General features: G+C 59.5%; 20 protein-coding genes and 1 pseudogene. 9 read left to right on the top strand and 12 right to left on the bottom strand.

The features are described from left to right. The first annotated feature begins 9 nt into the window (after nucleotides 1-9). Both PQR02_RS33600 and PQR02_RS33595 read left to right on the top strand, forming a co-directional pair. Nucleotides 10-1,800, top strand: coding sequence for an acyl-CoA dehydrogenase C-terminal domain-containing protein (locus PQR02_RS33600; protein WP_408241923.1), 1,791 nt, complete (start codon nucleotides 10-12; stop codon nucleotides 1,798-1,800). Nucleotides 1,801-1,987: 187 nt separating this feature from the next. Then, entirely contained in the window at nucleotides 1,988-2,641 is a 654-nt protein-coding gene (locus tag PQR02_RS33595; RefSeq protein ID WP_408241921.1) for an OmpW/AlkL family protein, read from the top strand. Nucleotides 2,642-2,730: 89 nt separating this feature from the next. Here PQR02_RS33595 and PQR02_RS33590 read toward each other — a convergent pair whose 3' ends face one another. Next, nucleotides 2,731-3,648 (bottom strand): LysR family transcriptional regulator, encoded by a 918-nt coding sequence (locus tag PQR02_RS33590; RefSeq protein ID WP_408241919.1) that lies wholly within the window; start codon nucleotides 3,646-3,648, stop codon nucleotides 2,731-2,733. A gap of 139 nt (nucleotides 3,649-3,787) precedes the next feature. Between PQR02_RS33590 and PQR02_RS33585 the strand changes: the two genes are divergently transcribed. The 3 genes from PQR02_RS33585 (at nucleotide 3,788) to PQR02_RS33575 (ending at nucleotide 6,631) form a co-directional block, all read left to right on the top strand. Continuing rightward, nucleotides 3,788-4,552 carry an SDR family oxidoreductase gene (locus tag PQR02_RS33585; protein ID WP_408241917.1) on the top strand — a complete coding sequence of 255 codons (765 nt, stop codon included), beginning with the start codon at nucleotides 3,788-3,790 and terminating at the stop codon, nucleotides 4,550-4,552. A gap of 369 nt (nucleotides 4,553-4,921) precedes the next feature. After that, nucleotides 4,922-5,797, top strand: coding sequence for a transglutaminase family protein (locus PQR02_RS33580; protein WP_408241915.1), 876 nt, complete (start codon nucleotides 4,922-4,924; stop codon nucleotides 5,795-5,797). A gap of 24 nt (nucleotides 5,798-5,821) precedes the next feature. Then, the gene (locus PQR02_RS33575; protein WP_408241913.1) at nucleotides 5,822-6,631 is read left to right on the top strand and encodes a transglutaminase-like domain-containing protein; all 810 of its coding nucleotides are present in this window, start codon (nucleotides 5,822-5,824) and stop codon (nucleotides 6,629-6,631) included. A 61-nt stretch (nucleotides 6,632-6,692) separates the two neighbouring features. Here PQR02_RS33575 and PQR02_RS33570 read toward each other — a convergent pair whose 3' ends face one another. Both PQR02_RS33570 and PQR02_RS33565 read right to left on the bottom strand, forming a co-directional pair. Beyond that, entirely contained in the window at nucleotides 6,693-6,848 is a 156-nt protein-coding gene (locus PQR02_RS33570; protein WP_408241911.1) for a hypothetical protein, read from the bottom strand. A gap of 146 nt (nucleotides 6,849-6,994) precedes the next feature. Beyond that, nucleotides 6,995-7,396, bottom strand: coding sequence for a type II toxin-antitoxin system HicB family antitoxin (locus PQR02_RS33565; RefSeq protein ID WP_408241909.1), 402 nt, complete (start codon nucleotides 7,394-7,396; stop codon nucleotides 6,995-6,997). Between the two features lie 265 nt (nucleotides 7,397-7,661). Here PQR02_RS33565 and PQR02_RS33560 point away from each other — a divergent pair, with 265 nt between their 5' ends. Next, entirely contained in the window at nucleotides 7,662-7,979 is a 318-nt protein-coding gene (locus tag PQR02_RS33560; protein ID WP_408241907.1) for a hypothetical protein, read from the top strand. Nucleotides 7,980-8,537: 558 nt separating this feature from the next. Here the strand turns inward: PQR02_RS33560 and PQR02_RS33555 are convergent. From PQR02_RS33555 to PQR02_RS33545, 3 genes are all read right to left on the bottom strand, one after another. Beyond that, entirely contained in the window at nucleotides 8,538-8,789 is a 252-nt protein-coding gene (locus tag PQR02_RS33555; RefSeq protein ID WP_408241937.1) for a DUF1488 family protein, read from the bottom strand. A gap of 653 nt (nucleotides 8,790-9,442) precedes the next feature. After that, a complete protein-coding gene (locus PQR02_RS33550; RefSeq protein WP_408241905.1) occupies nucleotides 9,443-10,690 on the bottom strand; it encodes a c-type cytochrome in 1,248 nt (415 codons plus the stop codon). Between the two features lie 71 nt (nucleotides 10,691-10,761). Then, nucleotides 10,762-12,495, bottom strand: coding sequence for a methanol/ethanol family PQQ-dependent dehydrogenase (locus PQR02_RS33545; RefSeq protein WP_408241903.1), 1,734 nt, complete (start codon nucleotides 12,493-12,495; stop codon nucleotides 10,762-10,764). A 407-nt stretch (nucleotides 12,496-12,902) separates the two neighbouring features. Between PQR02_RS33545 and adh the strand changes: the two genes are divergently transcribed. Next, nucleotides 12,903-14,423, top strand: a complete 1,521-nt coding sequence (adh, locus tag PQR02_RS33540) for an aldehyde dehydrogenase (protein ID WP_408241901.1) — start codon at nucleotides 12,903-12,905, stop codon at nucleotides 14,421-14,423. 97 nt (nucleotides 14,424-14,520) lie between these two features. Here the strand turns inward: adh and pqqA are convergent, their stop codons facing one another. Continuing rightward, the gene (gene pqqA / locus PQR02_RS33535) at nucleotides 14,521-14,595 is read right to left on the bottom strand and encodes a pyrroloquinoline quinone precursor peptide PqqA (RefSeq protein WP_408241935.1); all 75 of its coding nucleotides are present in this window, start codon (nucleotides 14,593-14,595) and stop codon (nucleotides 14,521-14,523) included. 324 nt (nucleotides 14,596-14,919) lie between these two features. Further along, a complete protein-coding gene (locus tag PQR02_RS33530) occupies nucleotides 14,920-16,908 on the bottom strand; it encodes a sigma-54-dependent Fis family transcriptional regulator (protein WP_408241899.1) in 1,989 nt (662 codons plus the stop codon). Nucleotides 16,909-17,521: 613 nt separating this feature from the next. Here PQR02_RS33530 and PQR02_RS33525 point away from each other — a divergent pair. Next, a complete protein-coding gene (locus PQR02_RS33525) occupies nucleotides 17,522-17,782 on the top strand; it encodes a hypothetical protein (protein WP_408241897.1) in 261 nt (86 codons plus the stop codon). A gap of 179 nt (nucleotides 17,783-17,961) precedes the next feature. On the opposite strand, the gene PQR02_RS33520 is transcribed toward PQR02_RS33525, so the two are convergent. From PQR02_RS33520 to PQR02_RS33505, 4 genes and pseudogenes are all read right to left on the bottom strand, one after another. Further along, the gene (locus tag PQR02_RS33520; protein ID WP_408241895.1) at nucleotides 17,962-18,156 is read right to left on the bottom strand and encodes a hypothetical protein; all 195 of its coding nucleotides are present in this window, start codon (nucleotides 18,154-18,156) and stop codon (nucleotides 17,962-17,964) included. Nucleotides 18,157-18,321: 165 nt separating this feature from the next. After that, nucleotides 18,322-19,638: a lipopolysaccharide biosynthesis protein gene (locus PQR02_RS33515; RefSeq protein ID WP_408241893.1), complete on the bottom strand. Its 1,317-nt coding sequence runs from the start codon at nucleotides 19,636-19,638 to the stop codon at nucleotides 18,322-18,324. A gap of 28 nt (nucleotides 19,639-19,666) precedes the next feature. Continuing rightward, complete coding sequence (locus PQR02_RS33510) at nucleotides 19,667-19,933, bottom strand: hypothetical protein (protein ID WP_408241891.1); 267 nt, start codon at nucleotides 19,931-19,933, stop codon at nucleotides 19,667-19,669. Beyond that, nucleotides 19,933-21,375 (bottom strand): annotated as a pseudogene (locus tag PQR02_RS33505) (hypothetical protein). Before PQR02_RS33505 ends, PQR02_RS33510 begins: the two are co-directional and overlap by 1 nt. A gap of 1,408 nt (nucleotides 21,376-22,783) precedes the next feature. Between PQR02_RS33505 and PQR02_RS33500 the strand changes: the two are divergent. Then, nucleotides 22,784-23,816, top strand: a 1,033-nt coding sequence (locus PQR02_RS33500) for a hypothetical protein (RefSeq protein WP_408241941.1), incomplete at its 3' end; no start/stop codon positions are given.

Below are 23,816 nucleotides of genomic sequence, written 5' to 3'. Positions count from 1 at the left end.
GGACACACGATGAGCACCTATATTGCACCGCTGCGCGACATGCGCTTCGCGATGACGGAACTGGCCGATCTCGGCGCGTTGTCTTCGTTGCCGGGCCTGGAGGAAGCCACGCCGGAACTGGCTGACGCAGTACTCGAAGAAGCCGCCAGGCTCGCGGCTGAAGTGCTTGCGCCGCTCAACAGGACAGGCGATGAGCAGGGCGCGCGTCTGACACGGGACGGCGTGGTTGCCGCGGACGGTTTCGCGCAAGCGTACCGGCAATTTTCCGCGGGAGGCTGGAGCGGCCTCAGTGGCGATCCCGAGTTCGGCGGCCAGGGCTTGCCCGAACTGCTGCACGCGGCGGCCGTGGAGATGTGGAATTCCTCCAATATGGCGTTCGCGCTGTGCCCGCTATTGACGGCCGGCGCCACCGAGGCATTGCGGCAGCACGGCTCGCAGGAGCTCAAACAACGCTACCTGCCTCAACTCATCAGCGGCACGTGGACAGGCACGATGAATCTCACTGAACCGCAAGCGGGATCGGACCTCGCCGCTGTGCGCACGAAGGCCGTGCCGGAGGGCGATCACTACCGCCTTTACGGCCAGAAAATCTTCATCACGTGGGGCGACCACGACATGACGGACAACGTGATTCATCTCGTCCTCGCTCGCACGCCCGACGCGCCCGAAGGCGTGCGAGGGATTTCGCTGTTCCTCGTGCCCAAGTTCCTGCTGAACGCCGACGGCTCGCCGGGACAGCGCAACGATGTCCACTGCGTATCCCTCGAACACAAGCTGGGTATCCACGCGAGTCCAACCTGCGTGATGAGCTTTGGCGACAAGGACGGCGCGATCGGTTATCTCGTCGGACACGAAAACAAAGGCCTCGCGCACATGTTCACGATGATGAACGAAGCGCGCCAGAAGGTGGGTATTCAGGGGCTCGCCTTGGCGGAGCGCGCGTACCAGCAAGCCCGTGAGTATGCGAAGGAGCGCGTGCAGGGACGGCTCGCGGCAAGCCGTTCGGCCCAGGCGGTGGCGATCATTCATCACCCGGATGTCCGGCGCATGTTGCTGACGATGAAGTCCCAGATCGAAGCGATGCGCGCGTTTGCCTACGTCATGGCGGCCGACATGGATCACACGCACAGGCACCCGGACGACAGCGAACGTGCGCGACACCAAGCGCGTGTCGATCTGTTGATCCCGGTGCTAAAGGGATGGTGTACCGAACTGGGCGTCGAGATCGCATCGCTGGGGGTGCAGGTGCATGGCGGGATGGGCTACATCGAGGAAACGGGGGCGTGCCAGTTTCTGCGCGATGCGCGCATCGCGACGATCTACGAGGGCACGACGGGCATTCAGGCGGCCGACCTGGTGGCACGCAAGCTCGCGTCGGATGGCGGAGCGGCGATGTCCAAACTGGTTGTGGAGATGCGCAGCGTCGCGCTGGAACTCGAACAAAGCGCGGACCCCAGGCTCACGCCGATTTGCACGACTTTCGCGGCAAGTGTGCAAGCGCTTGAAGACGCCACCGAGTGGATGCTGCGCATGCTGGCGACAGACATCGATGAAGCGCTGGCAAGCTCCGTCGACTATCTGATGATGACCGGATATGTCTGCGGCGGATGGCAGATGGCGCGCGCTGCGCTGGTCGCATCGAAGCAGGATGCAGCGGGAGAAGATCAGGAATTTCACCGCTCGAAGCTTGCTACCGCGCGATTCTATGCGGAAAAAATCTTGCCAAAAGCTCACGCTCTTCAAAAGACGATCCTGCTCGGCGCGTCCGGCGCAATCGATATTTCGATCGAGCAGTTCTGAATCGAACGTGTTGGAAGGAATTCCTATGACAGGGTAAATGATTTTCCGGTCAGTTGGGATAACTAATAAAGTGGTGGGGGAGAGAATGAAACAGATTGCGTGCCTCGCGCTCATAGCGGGTGCGATATGTCATGGCGCGATGGCGCAAAGCGCGGGGAGCCTGATAACGAGTGCGGGAGGCACCTGGATGGACTTTGGTCCGTCGTCTTCGACGCCGCTGCAGAGTAGTTCGGCGGCAGGCACGTTTACGTCGCCAGGAACCGGTGGTCAGATACACAATACGTTCACCGCCGATCTCGCATTCACGTATTTCATCACGGACAATGTCGCGCTGCATCTGGCTACGGGTGTGCCACCCAAGCTTAATCTCTACGCGCAGGGGACGGCGGCTCCGTTCGGTCCAAAGGGGCCGACGCTCGACTTCGGCAGCCTGCACCCCCTCGCCAGCACCAGAGCCTGGCCGCCCATTCTCTTCGTCAAGTACTACTTCGGCGCGGCGCAGACGCGGCTGCGTCCCTTTGTCGGTATCGGTGTCAATTACACGTGGTATTCGCATACCGAACTCAATCCGACTTTCAGCTCAGCGTTGCAGCAGGTCGCGGGACCGGGCGGTCAGGCCAAGGCTTCGCTGAGTCCGTCATGGAATCCGGCATTCAATGTGGGCGCTTCCTATAACATCAGCAAGAACTGGTATGCGACCGCATCCGTGACCTATCTGCCTCTCAAGACGAATGCGACAGTTTCTGCCATTGCGGCCAATGGTCAGCCCGTGCTGACCAACAAGACGCACATCGCGGCGAATCCGTGGATTACCTTTGTCGGGGTTGGATACCGGTTCTAGCGTTTGCCAACCGCGTGTCGCTCTTAGGAACCGTCGCACGTCCATCGCGCCTGTCGGTGACGTGCGCATGAGCACGGCGTGACACCTGCTCAATCTCCGTCGGCCCGATCCCACGGGGGCACTCCACCGAACGCATCGACCAGGAAATCGATCATGACGCGGATCTTGGCACTCACGTGCCGACGACTCGGGTACAACGCGAGTACGTCGATGTCAGGCAATCGATATTCAGGCAATACCTGAACGAGTTTGCCGGCGCGTAGGTCGTTGCCGACCAGAAACGTGGGTTGCCAGATCACGCCTTGCGCAGCGAGCGCCGCCGCGCGCGCCGTATCGCCATTATTGGAGTGCATGTGACAGTTGACCTTCACGGGGTGAGCCGCGCCCTCGCTATCGATCAGTTGCCACTCATCGCCAGTGGCCGCATACGAGTAGCCGATGCATCGATGCTCGATCAGGTCCGATGGCGCTGCGGGGTATCCGTAACGCGCCAGATAGACAGGCGAAGCACACAGGATGTTTCTCGATGTCGCCAGCTTGCGGGCAGCCTGGTTAGTTGAGCCGGCGCGTGAGATCCGAACGGCGAGGTCATAGCCTTCCTCGACGATATCGACGACGCGGTCAATCAGCGCAACGTCGAGCTCCACTTCCGGGTATTTCCGCATGAACTCGGGCCATAGCGGCGCCAGGTGCAGAATCCCAAAGCTCACCGGGGCATTGATGCGCAGTCGGCCGCGCGGTTTTACCGACGCAGACGACACGAGCCCCTCAGTCTCGGCGACGTCGTCGAGAATAGATTTGCAGCGGGCGTAAAAGGTTTCGCCGCCCTCGGTGACGGAAAGCCTGCGAGAGGTGCGGTTCAGCAGGCGCGTGCCGAGATGCGCTTCCAGTTCATTCACATAGCGGGTCACGTTGGCTGGCGACGTATCGAGCACATCGGCCGCGCGCGTGAAGCTGCCGCGGCTCACCACGGTCACGAAGACTTCGTAAGCGCGCAGCCGATCCATGGGTTTCTCCGATCATTCACAAATGCTGAATGATATACCCATGTTTTACGCCTTCCTGCGTCTGCGGCTGAAGCCTATATTGCATCCCATGGACCAAGGCATCGGGCATTGGTCGACATGGAGCATCAGGAGATTGAACATGCAACGCTTGACAGGAAAGGTCGCCATCGTGACCGGAGCCAGTGCGGGAATTGGCCGTGCCACCGGAAAACTGTTCGCCGCGGAAGGCGCAAAAGTGGTGATCGCGGCACGCCGCGAAGCCGAACTTGAAACGCTCGCAGCCGAGATCGTCAGCGAAGGCGGTGAGGCCGCATTTCTGGCCGGCGACGTGCAGTCAGAGGACTTCACGAAAGCGCTGGTCGAACTCGCCGTCAGCCGCTTCGGCCGTCTTGACATCGCCTATAACAATGCGGGCACCCTGGGCGAAATGGGTCCGACCACGGGCGTGTCGGAGGCTGGCTGGTCGGCCGCATTGGCGACCAATCTGACGAGTGCTTTTTTGGGCGCGAAACATCAGATCCCAGAAATGCTGAAGCAGGGTGGTGGATCTATCATCTTCACGTCGACTTTCGTCGGCTACTCATTCGCATTTCCGGGCACCGCGGCCTACGCCGCGAGCAAGGCCGGATTGATCGGGTTGACGCAGGCGCTCGCCGCCGAGTACGGACCGCAAGGGGTGCGCGTCAACGCCATTCTGCCTGGCGCGGTGGACACGCCGATGTATCGCGGCATGAACGACACCGCCGAGTCCCAGGCCTTCGTGACCGGCTTGCATGCACTCAAGCGGGTCGCACGGCCGGAAGAACTCGCCCGCTCGGTACTTTATCTTGCGTCTGATGATTCATCGTTCGTGACGGGTACTGCTTCGCTAGTCGACGGCGGCGCATCGATTACGCGGACCTGAGCTGCCTGGCGGCATCTAGCGTTCAAGACGCTTCGTTTGACGAGATTGTCGATCAGAGTTCGCTGTGCCTCGTCGGCGTCGAAGTATTGAGCCGCGGATTGCCGTCAACAACCGCTTCCTCCGCAAGGAATTCTCCAGTGTTTTCCGACGCTGGTCCCTGACGCCAGCAGTGTTCGATCAGCAATCCAGAAATAACGGCGTTCAGGTTTCCGCGACAGTGTATGCTGGGGTCCATGTCTGCCGAATCGCGCACCGGGGCCGAAATATTCGGTTGAAACGCTGTGCAGGTCCTTCTTGAATCGAAGGTCATATCACACTGTCACAGCGAGTTTCTGCACCACCAGTGACGCTTGAATCAGGTGAAACGACATGAGTGGGCCGCGATACCTCACAGTTCGGCATAAGAGTATCTATCGCTATTCTGAGCCCGTGAGTTTTGGTGAGCATCGGATGATGTTTCGGCCGCGCTCCAGCCATGACATGCGCCTCGTGTCATCACAATTGCGCATTACGCCGACACCTGCCCGCCTGCATTGGCTGCATGATGTGTTCGACAATTCGGTCGCGATAGCTACATTCTCCGGCGAGGCTTCTCAGCTGCTGTTCGATAGCGCGGTCACGCTCGAGCACTACGCGGCTCCATTGCCCGAATACGCGATCGAGCCCTATGCCGCGACCTGGCCGTTCGCGTACACCAGCGAGGAGGCCGCAGACCTCGTGAATGCGCGCAGCCGGCGGTATCCTGATGGGGCCGTCGACAGTTGGGCGCACAGTTTCATTGCGCGAGGAGGCGGCACTTCGACGATGGCTATGCTGCGGGCTATCACGACGGAGATTAAAGACGGATTTGTGTACGTCCGGCGCGCGGAGAAAGGCGTTTACCGGCCGGCTGATACGTTGTCCCGCCGTAGTGGCAGTTGCCGGGATTTCGCCGTGCTGATGATCGACGCGGCTCGCTCTCTTGGCTTCGCCGCACGGTTCGTCAGCGGCTACATCTTTGTCCCGGATTACGACACCACTCAAGGGGGCGGTGCCACCCACGCTTGGTTGCAGATCTTTCTACCGGGGGCGGGCTGGGTGGATTTCGACCCCACCAACAGCATCATCGGCAATCAGCACCTGATCCGGGTCGCCGTAGCGTGGGATCAGCATCAGGCCTTGCCGCTGTGGGGAACCTGGTCAGGGGCGCAAAACTCGTTTCTCGGTCTGGATGTCGAAGTGAGCGTCACTGAAGACCGCTGTTGAATCTCTATGGGGGAGGCCGCTGCAATGAAACTTCGTGTTGGTTATGAACTGATTTACGAGTGCGAGCAGTACACCCCGATGATGCTGATGCTGAACACGCACTACTCGCGTGCGCAGGATGTATTGTCTGCGGATCTGCTTGTCGTCGATCCAGCGGTCGCCATCCTGCAGTATCGGGATGGTTTCGGCAATCTCTGTAGCCGGCTTGTCGCTCCGCCTGGTCGAATCGAAATGTCGACGACTGCGTTGCTCAATATTTCCGACCAACCGGAAGAGCGGGAGCCTTACGGTCACCAGCATCCCGTCGAGGAATTGCCCAATGAATGCATGGTGTTTCTGCTGGGCAGCCGCTACTGCGAGACCGATTTGTTGTCCGATATTGCGTGGCGGCTTTTCGGCGAATCGCTGCCCGGGCGCGACCGGGTGCAGGCGATCTGTGACTTCGCTCATCGCCAGATTGAGTTCGGATACGAGTTTGCCAGACCGACCAAAACAGCGTGGCAGGTCTACCACGAGCGACGAGGGGTATGCCGCGATTTTGCTCACCTGGCAGTCACGCTCTGTCGAGCCATGAACATTCCTGCCCGTTACTGCACGGGATATATCAGTGACATCGGGGTGGCCCCGCCCTACAGTGCGATGGACTTCGCGGCCTGGTTCGAAGCCTATGTGGGCGGCTGCTGGCAGACATTCGATCCACGCAACAACGTGCTGCGCACTGGGCGGGTATTAATGGCCCGCGGGCGCGATGCCGCCGATGTCGCGATAAGCAACACTTTCGGACCGGCCAAGCTTGTGAAATTCGCCGTTCATTGCGCGCCGGAGGAGGCGTGAGTGGTCGCACAGACTTCGGAACGTCACAGCCTTCCTTCCTGGACGCGCCACTTGGCGCGTGTCATTTCCGGGGTGTCAGCTCCAATTGCTTGCGCAGTCTGTCCAATATATGGTGTTCATCAAGCCAGCGGATGTCGCGCTTGTGCAGAGCGTTGCGCCGATACCCACGCAGCGCCGCGCCGAACATCAGCGCCAGTCCGACCGCGATGCCCCACATTGAGTGCGACATATCATCCTTACTGGTTATTCGCGACTTACGGCACGCAATGACGTGGTCGACGAATCGCACGTTCACGCCCCGACGCTTTCAGGAAACGCCCGGCCCCCGCGACTCATGTCCCGAACTGAACGGCAATGAGATGGTTAGCGCTCCTGCTTCTTCAGAGCATCAATAAGCACCAGTGTGACGAATGCAGAGCGCGTCATGCAGCGCTCTTTTGACCTCGCATCGACTAGCTGAAGAAGGCTCTCCAGCAGATGGACTTCAATGCCCACGGATTTCGAGGTAACACGCGCCAGATCGATATCGACAAATACCCAGATGCCGTTGCCATCGTCCATTTGGAGGGCCTGCAATTCCGTTGTATTGCAGGTAGGGGCGGGGATAAGTTGCTCGCTGCGGTCATACATCGCTTCCACGGTCGTCTGGGCATTGTGCGTCAATTCGCTAAACGAGTCGCCACTCGCGTCGGCGGTCGGGAAATCGGGGAAGCTGGCGCGAAAGCCCGAATTGCCATTCCGATGGACATACAGCGGATATTGCATGACTTGCTCCTTGGAGTGGAGCGTCGACAGACGCTCGCTGTGCAACGCCACGCCAGGGGGTAGGTGTACAACCGACAACTGACTGAGAGTCCGCACGCATCTTTCATTAGACGCTTCGGGTACGAATACGCAATGACTATCTTGTGCCATTGCAACGCCATATCGAGCAAAGTTCGAAGCCTCAGCGGTTGCGCAATCGAGAGTTGAATCTCTTTGGCGACAAAAGGCCTACACTGAAGATGGGACGAGTTTCCGGAGCAATATCATGGTCGACGCCACCCCCGAAAGCACCTTTCACGGCCTTCCTTTGAGTCCCGAGCAAGACGCCGAAGTCAGGCACTACATAAAGAAAAGAGAGCAGCATGGCGAGCCCTGGGATACACCGGAGCTGGCGGCCATGCTTCGGGACATGCTGGAACCCCCGGGCGATGATGATGGCGAGCCTGGCGCCGCGATCGACGAAGCGAAAGCGGCAGCAGAGCGCGCGACAGCGTCCGTCGACGACGCGATGGACCCCATTGAGGCCAGCGAAGAACGGAACGCTGCCCTGGAAAGCGAGGGCATGAGGGGGCCCAGGCGTTGAACCTTGGGACATGTGCGAGGCAAGCGGCGCGACTCTCCAGTGCGCGCTGGATTATTCGGGCCGCGGGTGACGAACGTGGGTGCGGACTCCCGACGCTCCAAGCCATTCCCAGACACGCTTGCGCCAAGGCTTGCGCGACACGTCCGCATCCGCATCAACGGGCGTCGTATTCTGTTCCGGCGCGACAGCCGCCGCAGACTCGGTTGCAGGCGCCCCGGCTTCTCTCCGTTTCCTGTTTTCGGCCATTTCTTCCGTGTCCACTTGGTCATCAGTCATGCTGCTCTCCCACTTTTATAAAAAATCGGTCCGAGCCCTGGCTTTTTAGGCCTTGTTTCGTCGCTGGGTGGACTGCTACGGCGGGCTTTGAGGCGGGGGTGTTATGCAAACAAACCGATGGTCCTCAAGACACTGTCGGTGAAGTGAAGGCCGACGAGTATCCCGGACGGGTTACCGCCATCAGAACCGAGGGACTAGGGTCGCTTCGTTCACAGGTGGTCCGGGCGTCCAGCACTATTCGGAACTGTAAGAACCGAAGCATTCCCGCGACATGGCCACAGCTTATGAAATCGAATACCGGTTCTGCGGACCGCTGACATACAGCTTCTTCGCGATTTCGAGGATCTTTTCGCGACCTTGGTCGAAGGCCCCGAGTATCGACCGCTCATCGGATCCCACGCCAGGTTGCATATTTCTCAGCATGGCGTCGTCGACCAGGAACGTGATTTCGCGCGAATTGTCGTATCCCCAGAAACACACACAATGCCGGGAAGCATCGTAGCTCCTGCTGGGGTTGGGAAATTGAAGCGCCACGATCAGCTCGTAACGCCCGGGGCCGGGTAGCGCCACTTGCTAGCGTTGGAATCGATGGCGGCGTCACTCACACGCCTCTTTTCCGCGCGTAAAGCATCCGCAGTGTCGAGTGCGTTAGCGCGTGTCTTGCGCTCGATGGAATACTCGCTCTCGCTGCTTGTTGTGACAGAGGCGGATTTAATTGGCGATCGCATGATAGAGCCCATAGCAGGAGATCGCTCAAGGCGACCGGTTCCTTCACTGTATACCCTTTGGGCGGCGCCGACGTCTTTTCTTATTTAAACATGGCAGTGGAAGCGATCGGGAAGCGAGCGAAGCCTGTGTGGGATTGAATCCTGTCTGGAACAGATGGTTTCCCTGATTCGACTGTCATGAGTCGCCGAGTTGTTGTAGTGGGCAGCGGGGCGGTTGGACCGGCACTCCATCAGCCGCCCAACGTCGCCGCGGCTCAAGCTCCATGAAACGCCGCCCGGGCGCCTTCCTCCACTTGTGACGGCGGTGCGGCCCGCGCGGGAAACGGCCAACGCCGTGCACACCCAATGGTTTTGACGATCAATATCCTGCGAGTTGTATCCACAAGATTTGATCCGGTCGATGCAGTCGGGCGTCGGATTGTCAGGAGCGCTTCGCGCTGGCCACCTGTCGCGATGAATTCAATGCGCGGGCCCGGCATTGAGTTTGGTCGCCGACGTCCGGGCGCTGCCAGCGGTCAGCTTTGCCGAACCCGGCTGGTAGCCGTTCGAATACAGCAGGAACGCCATAATGTCGGCATAGTCTTGGTCTTTCAGCTTGCCGGGGCGATCCGCTGGCATATTGGTCGCCATGTAGCCGAATACGCCGCCGATCGTCAGATGCGCATTCTGCGCCGGCGCGAACGCGGGTCCACGCAGTGCCGGAGCAGTCACGCCCTGCAATGCCGCGCCGTGACACTTCGCGCACGAACTAGCGTAAAGCGTCTTGCCGTGATCGGCCTGCAAGCGGTCGAATGTCGGCGCGTCGGTGAGCGCGTCGGTCGCCACTTTGATGAAGCGTCCCTGCAGCGCGTCGTTCACCGCCGCCCGCTCCACGGTGCCGGGCAGTCGCGATGTCCGCACGGAACCGTCGAGATAGGCGTAGTGCGATGCATCTGCACCCGGTCTTGATGCGGCGGCTTGCACATCAGGCAACGTCCAGGGCCGGGTTAGCGTCGCGAGTCTGCCGTCGGCGCTCATTCGGGCGAGCGCGGCGTCGACCCGTTTCTGCAGCGTCCCGCCACTGGCGCCGAACGCAAATACGAGGTGCCAGTCCGCGTACGGGGATGTGGTCGGCGCAACGGTGAGGTGCTGTCGCGGATGCGCGAGACCGTAGGCGACGACGGCGGGATACCACACGATCGCGCGCTGCGCGCGGCCAGCGACCACCGCATTGACGCTCAGTTCGGAGGTGTTTTCCAGGTCGAGACTGACGTCGGTCTGCTGCAGCGCGATCAGTTGCGCGGGACTCGCGTACATGGCCGCTACGGTGTTTTTGGCGGCGCCTTCCGGCTTCGAGCCGGGCGCCATGATGCTGACGTAGCCGGAGCGCAGGTAGCCGCGGGAAAAGAGCATCTTGCTGCTGGACGCGTCGGCCACGTTGGAGCGCGGAAAACCCGCGATCACGTCGCAGTCGTGGCCGAGGGTGCGGCCGAGTTCCTTCAGCGATACGCCGTCGTCGTCACCTTCGCCGATGCCGTGCTTGACGAGCGAAGCGGCGATGTCAGCGGTCTTGAAGACTTCCTGTGCTACCGCCTGATCGAGCGCGGTCGACGGGCTTCCGGGAAAGGTGCATACGCGGACGCCGGCCGTGGCCGGAATGGACGTAAAGGTGAGGCTGACCGCAAGCAGTCCGGCGGTTGTCAAATGTTTGAAGTGCAGGGCGCTCATGATGGGATCCGCAAAAGACGAGGACGAGTCGCAGCCGCGATGCAGCTGCGAGATTGCAATGGATGACGCGATCAGCTGTGATTCAGCGCGAACACATACAAGGTGCCGCCGCGCGGAACCTTCTCCGCCGCCTTGGCCATCGGGCCGCCCCAGATCGGATTTGCACCGCCGTACCCCGCCAGCACCGCGACGTACTCCTTGCCGCCGATCTCGAACACGGAGGGCTGGGCGACGATGCCGCTCGCCAGTTTCGGGCTTTGCCATAAGATCTTGCCGCTCGTCTCGTCGAAGGCATACAGATGACCGTCGAGCGAACCGCTGAAGGCGAGACCGCCGGCGGTGGTGGCGACGCCGCCGTTCCACGGCAGCTTGGTCCAGTGACTCCAGACCTTCTTGCCGGTATTGACGTCGACGGCCTGAAGTTCGCCATAACCCTGACTACCCGGCTCGGGCTTGATTTCGAATCCTTCGCCGAGATACGGCAACCCTTCCATGTAGTTGACCGATTTGCCGGACAGCGACATGCAGGCGTGTAACGCAGGGATGAAGGCGAGATGCTTGTCCGGGTCGTAAGAAACCGACCACCAGTTCTTGCCGCCGAGGAAGCTCGGACAGGTTTCGATCGTCGTGCCCGCCTTCGGATACTTGCTTGCATCCTGCTGAGGCACTCCGTCGGCCGAATAGCCCGTGACCGATGTCGCCTTGACGAAGGGGCGCGCGTAGATCAGCTTGCCCGTGCCGCGGTCGATCGCATGGAAGTAGCCGTTGCGATCGGCATGCACGATTGCATCGTAGTCCTTGCCTTCATATTTGATGTTGGCGAGAACCGGTGTGTTGACGCCGTCATAGTCCCAGGTGTCGTGACGCGTGTACTGATAGTGCCACTTGAGGTCGCCCGTTTTCGGATCGAGCGCGAGCAGCGAGTCGGAATACAGATTGTCGCCCGGGCGCAAGTCCGCGAGCCACGGTCCGGGGTTTCCGACGCCCCAATAGAGTGTTTTCGAAGCCGCGTCGTAGGTGCCCGTCAGCCAGGCGGGCGCTCCGCCATGTTCCTGCATGCCGTCGGGCCAGGTGTTGCCGTTCTTCTCCTTTGCACCGGGAATCGTGTAGCGCTTCCACAGCACCTTGCCGTCATTCGGGTCGAGCGCGGCAATGAACCCGCGTGCGCCGTATTCGCCGCCGGAGCTGCCCACTACGATCGCGCCGTCGAGCGCGAGCGGCGCCAACGAAAATGCGTAGCCGAGGCCGGGTTCGAACATCTGTTTCTTCCAGACGAGCGCACCGGTTTGGGCATCGAGTGCCGCGACTTCGCCACTCAGCATCGCGACGTAGACATTCTTCCCATACAGCGCGACCCCCCGGTTGACCACGTCGCAACACGCCGTCTTGAACGACTCGTCGCCGAGCTTCGGTTCATATTTCCAGAGCTGCTTTCCCGATGTCGCATCGAACGCATACACGTTGTCCTTCGGCGTGGTCACGAACAGGAAGCGGCCGTTGACGATCGGCGTGGCTTCGAAGCCCTGCTGCAGATCAGCTGGAAACTTGTAGCTCCACGCCTGTTTCAGATTCTTGACGTTCGAGATGTCGATCTGTTTGAGCGGGGAGTGGGCCTGTCCGTTGTACGAGCGGTAATACGTCAGCCAGCCCGGGTCGCTTTGCGCCGATGTCAGGCGTTCGTACGTGACGGCCGGATAGTCGTCGGCTGCCGCAACCGGTCCGGGCTTCAGACTGATGGTGGCAACGGCCACGGCACCGATGACCAGCGTCGCGAGTCGCATGGTCGAAGCCGAAGGTGTCTTCATTGCTGTCTCCTGTTGATCTGTCGATGCGATGCCTCCGGCGGACCGTTGCCTGAAGGTTGCAGAATCACTGCACAGCCGTTAAGGCAAATCGCATGCCACTCGGCGCCAATTGCGGCGCGGCCCGTGAGCATGCGAGTACGCGAACGCGTTGGGCCGCGACGCACGAATTCATTGCCGTCGGTGTGTTGCATGGCGGTACAGCGAGTGCCGCGTGTGTTGCCGAACGTGACAGGTCTGAGGCTGCCGGCACAGCGTTTGATCAGAACCAGGCGCGTCGTGGCCTGTGGCGACGATCAATGGCACGCTTCTCGCTGTTTGGCTCCGGCGATGAAAGCGCACCGGCCCGACGATAGTCGAACCGGTCATCGCTTCAGCCAATTCCGTTACCGATCAGGAGGGAGCCACAAATGAACCACGCCGACATGCAGTTTCTGGATGTTGAGTTTCCCTTTGCGCGCCAATACGGCAATTTCATTGGCGGCGAATGGGTCAAGCCCCTACGCGGCGAATACTTCGACAACCTCTCTCCAATTACGGGAGAGCCGTTCACGTCGATTCCGCGCTCCACGGAAGAAGATATCGAGCTGGCACTCGACGCTGCGCATCGCGCACGCAAAGCGTGGGCTGATACATCCCCCGCTGCACGTGCCACGATCCTGAACCGGATCGCCGATCGCATGGAACAGCATCTATCTCGCCTCGCGTTTGCCGAATCGATCGACAACGGCAAACCGATTCGCGAAACGATGGCCGCGGATATTCCGCTCGCGATCGACCACTTCCGCTATTTCGCCGGTTCTATCAGGGCGCAGGAAGGATCGATCGGTGAGATCGATGGCGACACGGTGGCCTATCACTTCCATGAGCCGCTCGGTGTGGTGGGCCAGATCATTCCGTGGAACTTCCCGATCCTGATGGCAACGTGGAAAGTCGCGCCGGCGCTTGCCGCAGGCAATTGCGTCGTGCTGAAGCCGGCGGAGCAGACGCCGGCGTCGATCCTCGTGTTGCTCGAACTGATCCAGGACATCCTGCCACCAGGCGTGTTGAATGTCGTGAACGGCTTCGGACTCGAAGCAGGCAAACCGCTCGCAACCAGCAAGCGCATCGCGAAGATCGCCTTTACCGGTGAGACGTCGACGGGCCGCCTGATCATGCAGTACGCGAGCCAGAACATCATTCCCGTGACGCTCGAGCTTGGCGGCAAGAGCCCGAACATTTTCTTTGCCGACGTGATCGATCAGGACGATAGCTACTTCGATAAAGCGCTCGAAGGCTTCGCGATGTTCGCTCTCAATCAGGGCGAGGTATGCACCTGTCCGTCACGCGTGTTGATCGACGAGAGAATTTACGACCGCTTCATGGAGCGGGCGTTAAAGCGTGTGGCCGCGATCCAGCAGGGACATCCGCTCGACACCAGGACGATGATCGGTGCGCAAGCCTCGCAGGAACAGCTCGAGAAAATTCTTTCGTACATCGATCTGGGCAAACAGGAGGGCGCGCAATGCCTGATCGGCGGAGAGCGCGGCGCGCTGGGTGGTGAACTGAGCAAAGGCTACTACGTGAAGCCGACCGTATTTCGCGGTCACAACAAGATGCGGATCTTTCAGGAAGAGATCTTTGGACCGGTGGTTTCGGTCACGACGTTCAAGACCGAGGAAGAAGCGCTCGAAATCGCCAACGATACACTCTACGGTCTGGGCGCAGGCGTGTGGACGCGCGATGGCACGCGCGCCTATCGCTTCGGCCGGCAGATTCAGGCGGGACGGGTGTGGACCAATTGCTATCACGCCTATCCGGCGCATGCTGCATTTGGTGGCTACAAGCAGTCGGGCATCGGCCGCGAAACGCACAAGATGATGCTCGACCATTATCAACAGACCAAGAATCTGCTGGTTAGCTACAACGAGGAACCGCTGGGCTTTTTCTGAAGCGCAGGCGTCGTCGCGCTGCGCGAGCGGAATACCCTTCGGGCGCCGCTTATCGCAAGATGTCGCTGCAGCGGTGAGCGGCGCTTTGATCGTGGCATTAGCGGTTGTCGATATACATCGTGACTTCAAAGCCGAAACGCAGATCGTTATAAGCAGGGGTGGTCCATTGCATGACTGTCTCCTTGGATACGCAATGTGGGTAAATTAACCGCGGGAGAAAATGCGGTCGAGTAGCTCATTGCAAGCTCTATGCCGGATGGCCGCCAATCTTTTCGACTGCCTCATGGGCGGGCGTGACGACACGGGACATTTAAAAACGAGCATCGGTATAGGTAAGCGGGGCCTCCCGCATCACCCGCGAAGCGAGTCGCCGTGGATGACATGCGCGGCACTGCTCCGTTAAGGGACACTGGTGTTGCAGAACGCAACAGTGTCTGAACAGTGAGGCGGGTTCGATTGCGCAGTCCGGGCTGCGCGCGAGATCCCGGCCGACGGCTCAGAGATCGTCCCGGGCGCTACCCGTACGCGGTAGCGCAAGCATCTTCCGATAAATGGTATTGCGGGAAACCCCCAGGTCCCGTGCTGCGGCGGACACGTTGCCGCCGTGCCGGGCGACTGCCGCGGCAATAGTCGATGTCGCGACATCCTGCAGGCGTACCGCCTGGACCATACCGGCAGTCTGTGAACCGGTTGCTGCGCTCGGGGCATCGGGGTTGCGCCGCAGGTCTTCGAAAAAGTCGTCCGGCAGATGCTGACAGCGGATCTCGCCGTCGTCGTCGACCATTGCCGCGGCCGTGCGCAGCAGGTTGCCCAGCTGCCGGAAATTGCCTGGCCATGCGCATTGCTCGAAGAGCGTCATCACCTCTTCGGCGACAGTCAGGCGCCTGCCGCTCGCGCAGTCGGGAAGTTCGCTCTCGAGCATCTTGTGGATGACCGTGGCAAGGTCGGTGCGTTCACGCAATGGCGGCAGCTTTACAACGAGGCCGTTCAGGCGGTAGTACAGATCGTCGCGAAAGCGATTTTGCGCGATCATCTCGCGCAGATCCCGATGAGTGGCACAGACGATGGCGATGTCGACCGGAATGGACTTGCTCGAACCGAGAGGATTCACCCGCCTTTCCTGCAGCACGCGCAGGAGGCGCACCTGCAGCGGATAAGGCATGTCGCCGATTTCGTCGAGAAAGAGCGTGCCGCCGTTGGCCTGCAGTAGTTTGCCGAGCGCCCCTTTACGCCGCGCGCCGGTGAAGGCGCCTTCCTCATAGCCGAACAGCTCGGATTCGATCAGCGTTTCCGGAATCGAAGCGCAATTCACCGCAACGAACGCGTTACTGCGCCGAGGCGAATCGTTGTGGATCGCCTGGGCGAGAAGTTCTTTGCCGGTGCCCGTCTCGCCGGTGATCAGGATCGGGATGTCTTTGCCGATTACCTTGCGGACCTTGCCGATCACGGCTGTTACTTGTGGGTCGCCCGTATCGAGGTAGGTCAATCGGGACAGTGTGCCGGGCGTTGCTGCCGACTGCAATGCAGGGGCGCGTGCCGGTCGCGCGTCGTCATGCAGGCCGGACGGCCAGCCGCCATTGGCGAGTGTGGCGCGTCTGAACTCGACATTCGCGCACACCACGGTGCCGTTGTGCAGATCAAGCGAGATATGCTGCCCGTGGCTCGTACGCAGGCGATCTATCAGCTGTGGACTGGTGAGCCCGAACAGCGACGATAGCGTATGTGCCCGCAGCGCCGCGAGTGGCATGCCTAACTGGAACTGCGCACTGCGGTTCGCCGAAAGAAAACGTCCGTCGCAGGTGAACGCAACGATGCCCTCCATGAGCGTGCCGAGAAACTCGGGCCGGCCGTGGAAGGCTATTTGCAAGGTTTCACGAAAGGTACTGGTGAACAAATGATTTTCGATCATCTGCACGGACATCTTGGCGAGCGCCATGGTGTGCTGATGATAGCTGCGATGGTCGCCCGTCACGTCCAGTACGCCGATCAGATCGCCGTAGGGGTCGAGGATCGGTACGCTCGAACAGGTCAGAAAGCGATTTGCCGCCAGATAGTGTTGCTCGCCATGGACGACCGTCGCGGATCGCTCGGTGATTGCCGTGCCGATGGCGTTGGTTCCCTGACGGTCTTCGGCCCAGTTAGCGCCTGGCCGCAGCGCCACCTTTTCCGCCCGCTGCAGGAAGTCATCGTCGCCGATCGAGTGGAGAATCAGGCCATCGGCATCGGTCAGCACAATCATGCTTTGGGTGTTGACGATCTGTTCATGAAGCGTTTCCATCACTGGCGTCGCGTGTGCGCACAGAACGCGGCTCTGCTCCAGCTTCAATAGCAGTTCGGCTGTGGGCAGCACGTCGTAGTCAGGACATGTGGATGCACATAGGCCAAACGTTTCAGAGCGGTCGTGCGCCTTTTGTAGGGATGGCGTAAGCCAACCGGATTCGCGAGTCGTGAGTGGGGCGTTGGCGTGCGGCGTGTCATCGCGCATTGTCTCCTCCTGTTTGAGCGCCGGTCGTGTCGCCGGAACGTCTGTGAAATTTTTGGGAAGCAAGTCCCGAGCCAACTGCGGCCACCGTTTCAGTTTGAGCGCCTATGCGGGCATCGCCTTCGCCGGTGAAGCATGACAGGATAATGGTCGCGAAATGTGCAACAGCGCAATACGTCGTGCACAGCATTGCCTGCGGAGGTCATCGCGTGGTATTCACGGTAGCGGACGCGACCATCCGTGTTTCTGTAGTCCGGCTACTCAGGTGGCTCGGATAGCGGGAGTCGGCATTCGGAATTGCAATGGTTCGATCCTGCTCATTTGCCACATCGCTGGAGCTTCAGCTTCGCTTTCGACCTATAAGAGAGGGGGCTTCAAACGTGGATATACGGAGTTTTGCCGGGGCCATCGCCAGGAAGCGAGCCGGCTTTTACGAGCATGGGCGTGATGCCGCGCGCTCTCAAACGTTTATCGTTCTCTTCAAAGCAACGCGACCGACCGTAACGAGTCGGACTGCGCCACCGGGCCTCCGCGTTCAGCAGAGTCCAGCCACATACCGGGACGAATTCGTCATCAGCCATATTGTCAAAGTAACGTAGCCGGAGTTCACATCATCATGAAGTCCTTTTGCCTGGCAGCGGCCCTCGTCGTGCTCATCGCCGGCTGCGCTTCGAAATCGCCGCCCGCGGACAATCAAACTGCCCGGGGAGGTCCGGCCGATTCGGATACCTACATACTGCATGCTCCCAACGGTGCGGCGCGTGGCGACTCCACGTCAAAACCACCGAGGCTCAGCGTCGGTGTCAGCTATTCCGATACGCAATTGATTCTGCCGTGGTTCCTCAATGACATCATCAACTTTGTCAACTATCGCTAGTCCGGCAGCGACGGTTGACGATCCTGTTTAGGGACGGCAACGCGCCTGCTTTATACGCCGGCCTTTTGCTTCCCAACAATGTCGGCTCGCCGCGAATATCTGCTTTAAGTCGAGCTTGCCTGCTTTGCCGCTAACCGTCGAACTATCTCGCCATGCTGACGCTGTGAGGCGGCGTTATGTCATTGCGGAGGTTCTTCACGAATCAGATTGAGGGAGCGGGCTAGCGTCACGACACGTCCCCATTCAAGGATCACCGACCAGAATGGCTGCTCTTCCAAGCCCCGTTCCTGGGCAAATTGCAGCATGGCATCGAACTGATCGCCAGAGCATCTAAAGGTTTCGCGCAGTGCGAGGGGGGTGTTTGGCGTAGGCATGGCAATCCTTTCTTATGACGTCACTCTCAAGGGGGTGAGTTGTACTTTTCTAGACTGGATTATTCTGCGTGCAGATGAATTAAGCCACGTGACCCATGAACGAACTGCGTGAGAGCGAACATATGCAAGCAGACAACGATTTCCCGCGCCTTTCCGCCAGCAGTTTCACTTGTCCTTTCCAGCACGTGCATGAGGCCGCAAACCACATGCAACACGCACCATCCCTAGTGCCCGCTCGCCTCCGGGTACGAGGCCGACCATGTCGAGGCGAATCACGGTGCCGACGAGCATGACCGATAGAAGCGCCTCGCCTATCACCCGGGCGAGCGCGATTCCGATAGCGCCATACAGAGGCGCAAGGATGAGCGCCGCAGTCAGATTGATCAGGCCCGAGGTGATGCCCACGACGGCAAGCAGACGGTCCTTTCTGCGTGGCAAGAATATGTAGCCCGCCACGAACTCGTTAAAGGCGGCGAACGGGAACATCCACGCGAAAATCTGCAGGACGTGAGCGCTCGGCCCGAAGGACGCGCCCAGGATGAGCGGCAGCGCGAATGGCGACAGCGCGAGCGCGCCACAGAAAATCAGCAATCCGTATCCCATCAGCAGGGCCGCGCCGCGCCGGGTCGTTTCGTGCGCGCCTTGCATGTCGTTTTGTGCGAGTTGCCGCGTGATGGTGGGAATGAACACCTGCGCCGCCGGACCCATTAGCGCAAGCGCGATCGTCGCGAAGCGTTCAGCCGCGCCGAAGTAGCCCACCTGATCGGGCGTCGACAACAGCGTCAACAGATAAGTTGACGATGCGGTTAATACGACCGACCCCGACGAGTAGAGGAAAAGCATCGTCGACGTTCGCACGAGAGGAACGATGCCTGCCAGCCTGAGACGCGGCCAGCCCAACCGATAGATCGTCAGACCGTAGGAAATGATCGAAGACGCCACGCCCGCGATGAGAAGACTCGCGAGCACCCATACGGCGTCGTCGGGTCCTTTTACGAGCGTCAGGACCAGCACGAGGCTCAGCAGAAAGCCGAACACCTCTATGATGATGGGGGTTCGAAACTGGTGACGTCCCTGAAACATCCAGCCGAGATTCATGCCGGACACGATCCCCAGCACCGTGGCAAGCACACCGATCAGAGGACGTTCGGACAGGACAGGCGAACACATCGTGGCAATGATGCCAATGCACCCACCCACCAGGCCATGCACAATGCGCGCGCTCACATGCAGCGAGAAAATCTCCTTGCATTCCGCGTTCGATTGCGCCTTCGACACATCGCGCATGCCGACAGGGCTAAAGCCGTAGTTCACGAGCATCCATATCACGTTCATGAGCGACATCGACGCCAGTACCCGGCCATACCCGGCTACGCCGAGCATTCTGCCGTAAAACGGCACCACGATGATGAGGTACACGTACCTCATCAAATAGCCGCCGTAGACGAACCCGATTATCCGAACGCTTTTTCGTCGATCCATTCAATCCTCCGTGCAGACTTTCTGGACCTCAGTGTCCCGCCACGCGACGGCGGGAAAGCGGGTTGGCGATATGCCGCGCCATAAAATCGGACAGTGGCGAGTAAGGGGAGAAACTCAAACTTGAAAGCACCAGTGTGCCGGGTTTTTTCACGAGGCTCCAGAACGGAATCGCGCTTATGGTATGTAGAGAGTGGCGAGAATCCCGCATGACCCCGCGCCACCCGTTCTGGAGCATGGCGACACGGCCAACGGGAGTCATGCCGTAGATCGCGGGGAAGTGCACGCCGTAGCTCACTACGCGACTCCGCGAAGAACGACATAGGCGAGGTGCTTGGGCGACTTTTTTCGGCACCATTCACGCGCTCCGTTACCTTGAAGCGAACCTTCAGCGTCCCGTCGCGCCACGCGAGGGCGACATCGCCGGGAGAACTTGCGGTACCGGTCAACGCGTCGATGAACTCCACGCGTGCATTGCGCGAAGCTGGCGGTTTGAGTTCCCCTATGGTGACGTTTTGCCAGCCCGGGTCCGCGCGAACCTGCATCACGACATCGTGGCCCGAAAACAGTGCACTTCCAGAAAACGCCTTGATCGAACTGCAGTGGTTTCGAAAAGCTTGCCAGTGCGCCGTTCGCGGTCTTGTTCAGCACGACGAGGCTCCGCCCGGATACGTTGTAAGTCCGCGTCGGCGGACCTCGATGCGTCAGACAAAAAGGTTCGTAACCGTCCCGGTGGTACACCATGGACACATATTTGTTCGGATCATCCCAGTTTCTGTCCAGTGCCCACACGGGGAAGTCGAAGAAATAGCACGGCAGACAGTGCGGGTCCTTCATGAATTCGTCACCGATCTCCGTTTGCCAGACGCCGCGCGCGGGCCCTTTCTTCACATATTGTTGATACAGGGAATCCAGATCGGCGACGGGAAGATAATGCGTGTCGATGTAATCGACCCAATCTAGCATTCGTTCCTTCAACACCGGGCTCCTGTACTCAAGGCATGTCTTGAAGGTATCCAGGCCGCCCTGGTCCGGCCATCCTCCGTAGACAACGTACGCGTGGTAACTGCGGATGATCCGGGCTGCGGGAATATGGATGCGTTCAACGTAATCCTGCATGGCACGTTCGTACGGATTCGTGGTCTTTCCGTTGCCGTCGGCATCCGGACCGTGCCAGAAAGTCGCTTGGGGAAGTCCAGCCGGCAGCCAGCCCGCTGCCTCGTTCCAGATCCGGAAATAGCGCAGGTTGTAGGGCGGCGCGGAATATTTGCGTACTACCGCATCGACGTATCGCTTCCACGCTTCCACGTCCAGTGGAGCCGACTTTGAATCGCCCGGCACGGTCGCGTTCCAGTGCGGCGTGTAACCGAGTAGAAGGAGCGACGCGATCCCATTGCGGCTATTCGCAAGCAATGCCGGTGTCAGGTCACTATCGAACGCGGAACTGGTCTTGTCGATGCGCATCGCGTCTTCCGGGCCGTCCGACTGCCCTGGGCCAACCGATCCGCGTCCCCGGCTCATGCCCATTGCGCGCCACATCTCAACGTCGTTCGGCGCACCCGCCCAGCCATTCGAGCCGATCAACTCGCTGATCCTGCGAGCGCGCACTCGCTGGGACCGCGACTCGGGCATGGATGACAGCGCGGTCTGGCCGCGCGCAAGCGGTATCACCGTTCCCGCGACTGCCGCGAGTATGCGCAAAGCCCGCCGTCGGCTAGTAACATTCATGGGCCGGTCCATTCGTCTGAGCAAGGGTATGGCCTTGCGGGCGCACTTGGCGCCACACCCGGCAGCTGATTGCGGGCTTGGCCATACAGAATCCGCACCACTTTCCGGTACTTGCAAAGGGCATTGCCTTCTCCGTTTGACGGCGTCGCGAAAGATCGGGCGGCCGATCTTTCGTGGCCAAGGCTAGCAATGGGTTGCTTCGAGGTTACCGGAATCGCTAGCATATCGACGTCTATCAGGAGGACGCGCAAGCCGATCTGTACGTGCAGGATCGCGAGGGTTCGCCGCCAGAAAGCTATTTCCGGCGGAACAGGTCGGCCCATAACCATCAGAAGATTATTGCGCGCCTGCGCAGACTGGTTGCCACCGCTGCGCGCACGGCGCGACGCGCCTCGACCGAGGTATATGGTGCGCAAACCCCGCGCGGAGAGAGGACGCTGGTGTTGTCGCCTACAACGACACTGCTGCAGCCGTTCTGGCTCCATCGGCGACAAACCGAATATAGGCTGCAATTCGCGCAAACGAATGATTAGTAGGTCCTCCCACGTGTCGCAATGCTTTTCGGCCCATGCCGTGGCGGTTTCACAGCAGCTGCTGGTTCAGCGCGGCGCGACGAAAGCGCGACCGTCGGCCCCATCCGGGGAGGACGGCGTCTTCAGGTCAAATTACCATGGAAAACTGATTTAAATTCGACGAATCGCTAACGCGAACTCTGCAATTCATGCTGTGTGAAGCATAGCGCGCAAAAAATGCGGCATATCTACGACGGCATAAATTCGGGTGCTATTGGCCGATTAAGTGGAGCACATTACGAATAGAACGCTTGCGGAAAACACTGTTGCCATCTTTGACTGCAGTGGCCAGTTGCAAATATGGGCGGAAAAAGTTTCGGGGGAAACGGTGTATTGAACGCTACTTCCTCCAATTTCAAGGTAAAAATTTCGTGCCCCGGACAATTACGCCAAAACCCCTAAAGTACCGGCCAAACCGTTTAGCTGATTTCGATGCGCTAATCTCGCTACGCGCCACGACTGTTCATGGAATCATGCAGGGGCTGTCTGAGTTCGCTTGAGAAGCCGGTTGTGCGGAGAAGATGAGGCCGCAGGCTTCTCAACGAGTGAGTTCATTGTTCAACAATTGGTATTTCCGCAAGGCACGGAACGTTTCTAGCGCTGACTCGGCAAAACTGTGCGCAGGAGAAAGACCTGAATGCTAACTTCAAAACCGATTCGGGTCTGGCTCAGGACTATTTTGTATCGATACATCGCAGAAAGTCCTCAGGGAAAGAGGCCGTTCGATTCACTTCGTCCAAAGTACGTTTCGTTGAAGATTCCCGGCGAATACCTGCCCTGTAATCCGACATTGTGTTTTCGACGGAAGGGGCTATGCCCTTGTCGTCAGGTCTGTCAACTATGAATTGATGGAAAGCGGTGAAGTGAGGTTGAATGGCTCAGACTACGACACCATCAACTACATTGGCAGCTTGTCCGCCAATCTCAATGTGTTTGGCATGGCCACTCTGGAAGATGCTCCTTTCAGAAACGTATCGGATAAGTCTGCCGACGGATTCGAAGATCTGCGAACCTTCTTCTGGAAAGAAGATCTGTGGTGCCTCGCTAGTGCGCGCCGCAATGCGGACGACACTAACACAATGGCACTTCTGAAAATATCCGGAAACCGGATTGCAGAAAGTTATCTTCTTGAATCGCCACTTGGTGCGAGTCGCGAGAAGAACTGGATGCCTTTCGTTTCCGATGGGAAGCTCCATGCGATCCACACAATGAATCCGTTGACGATTGTCGAGATCAACGAGCACGGCGCAACAGTGTCACTCAGGAAGACATTGAAAGTGCCGAAAGACCTGCTGGGGTCATCGCAGTTAGTCCGCTGGAAGGATGGTTGGCTGTGCGTGGTACACGAGCGCAGTCGCGGGAAAAAGCGTCTTTATAAACACAGATTTGTCTACTTCGATCCGGGTTGGGAGGCGATGCTATCTGAACCCTTCTACTGGAAGGAATATGGCGTGGAGTTCTGCTGCGGCCTGGCGGTTCATGATGGCATCGTTGCGGTCGGGTTTGGCGTCAACGATTCAGAGGCGATCATCGCTCAGTTCAATGAGATTGATATCGATCGGCTGCTGGAATGGGGTTGGGGGTGGAACCTCTGGCCACCATTCGCGGGCTGCATATCGATGCTTATCGAGGGTCTCCGCCATCCGGCCTCCCCTTGGCGAATCAGGAGGAGGCCAGATCTACCGTGTAGTCAAACGCTCGCCGGCTTACTTGTCCGGGTTGCTAGCGGTAAAGTTCGTAAATGCGCTATACGATGGATAGATTTGCGTGCTGTTCATCATAATGCCGAACGTGTTGTTTCCACTATCGAGCACTTGGTACATCACCGACTGGATGTTGTGAGTCTTTCTCGCCTGATAGTACTGGCCGAGTTTGGCGCTG

The organism is Paraburkholderia sediminicola (assembly GCF_046026895.1).
In the GTDB taxonomy this organism is placed as follows: Bacteria; Pseudomonadota; Gammaproteobacteria; order Burkholderiales; family Burkholderiaceae; genus Paraburkholderia; species Paraburkholderia sediminicola_C.
The sequence above is the reverse complement of the archived record's forward strand: the minus strand, read 5'-3'. Positions and strand labels throughout refer to the sequence as shown.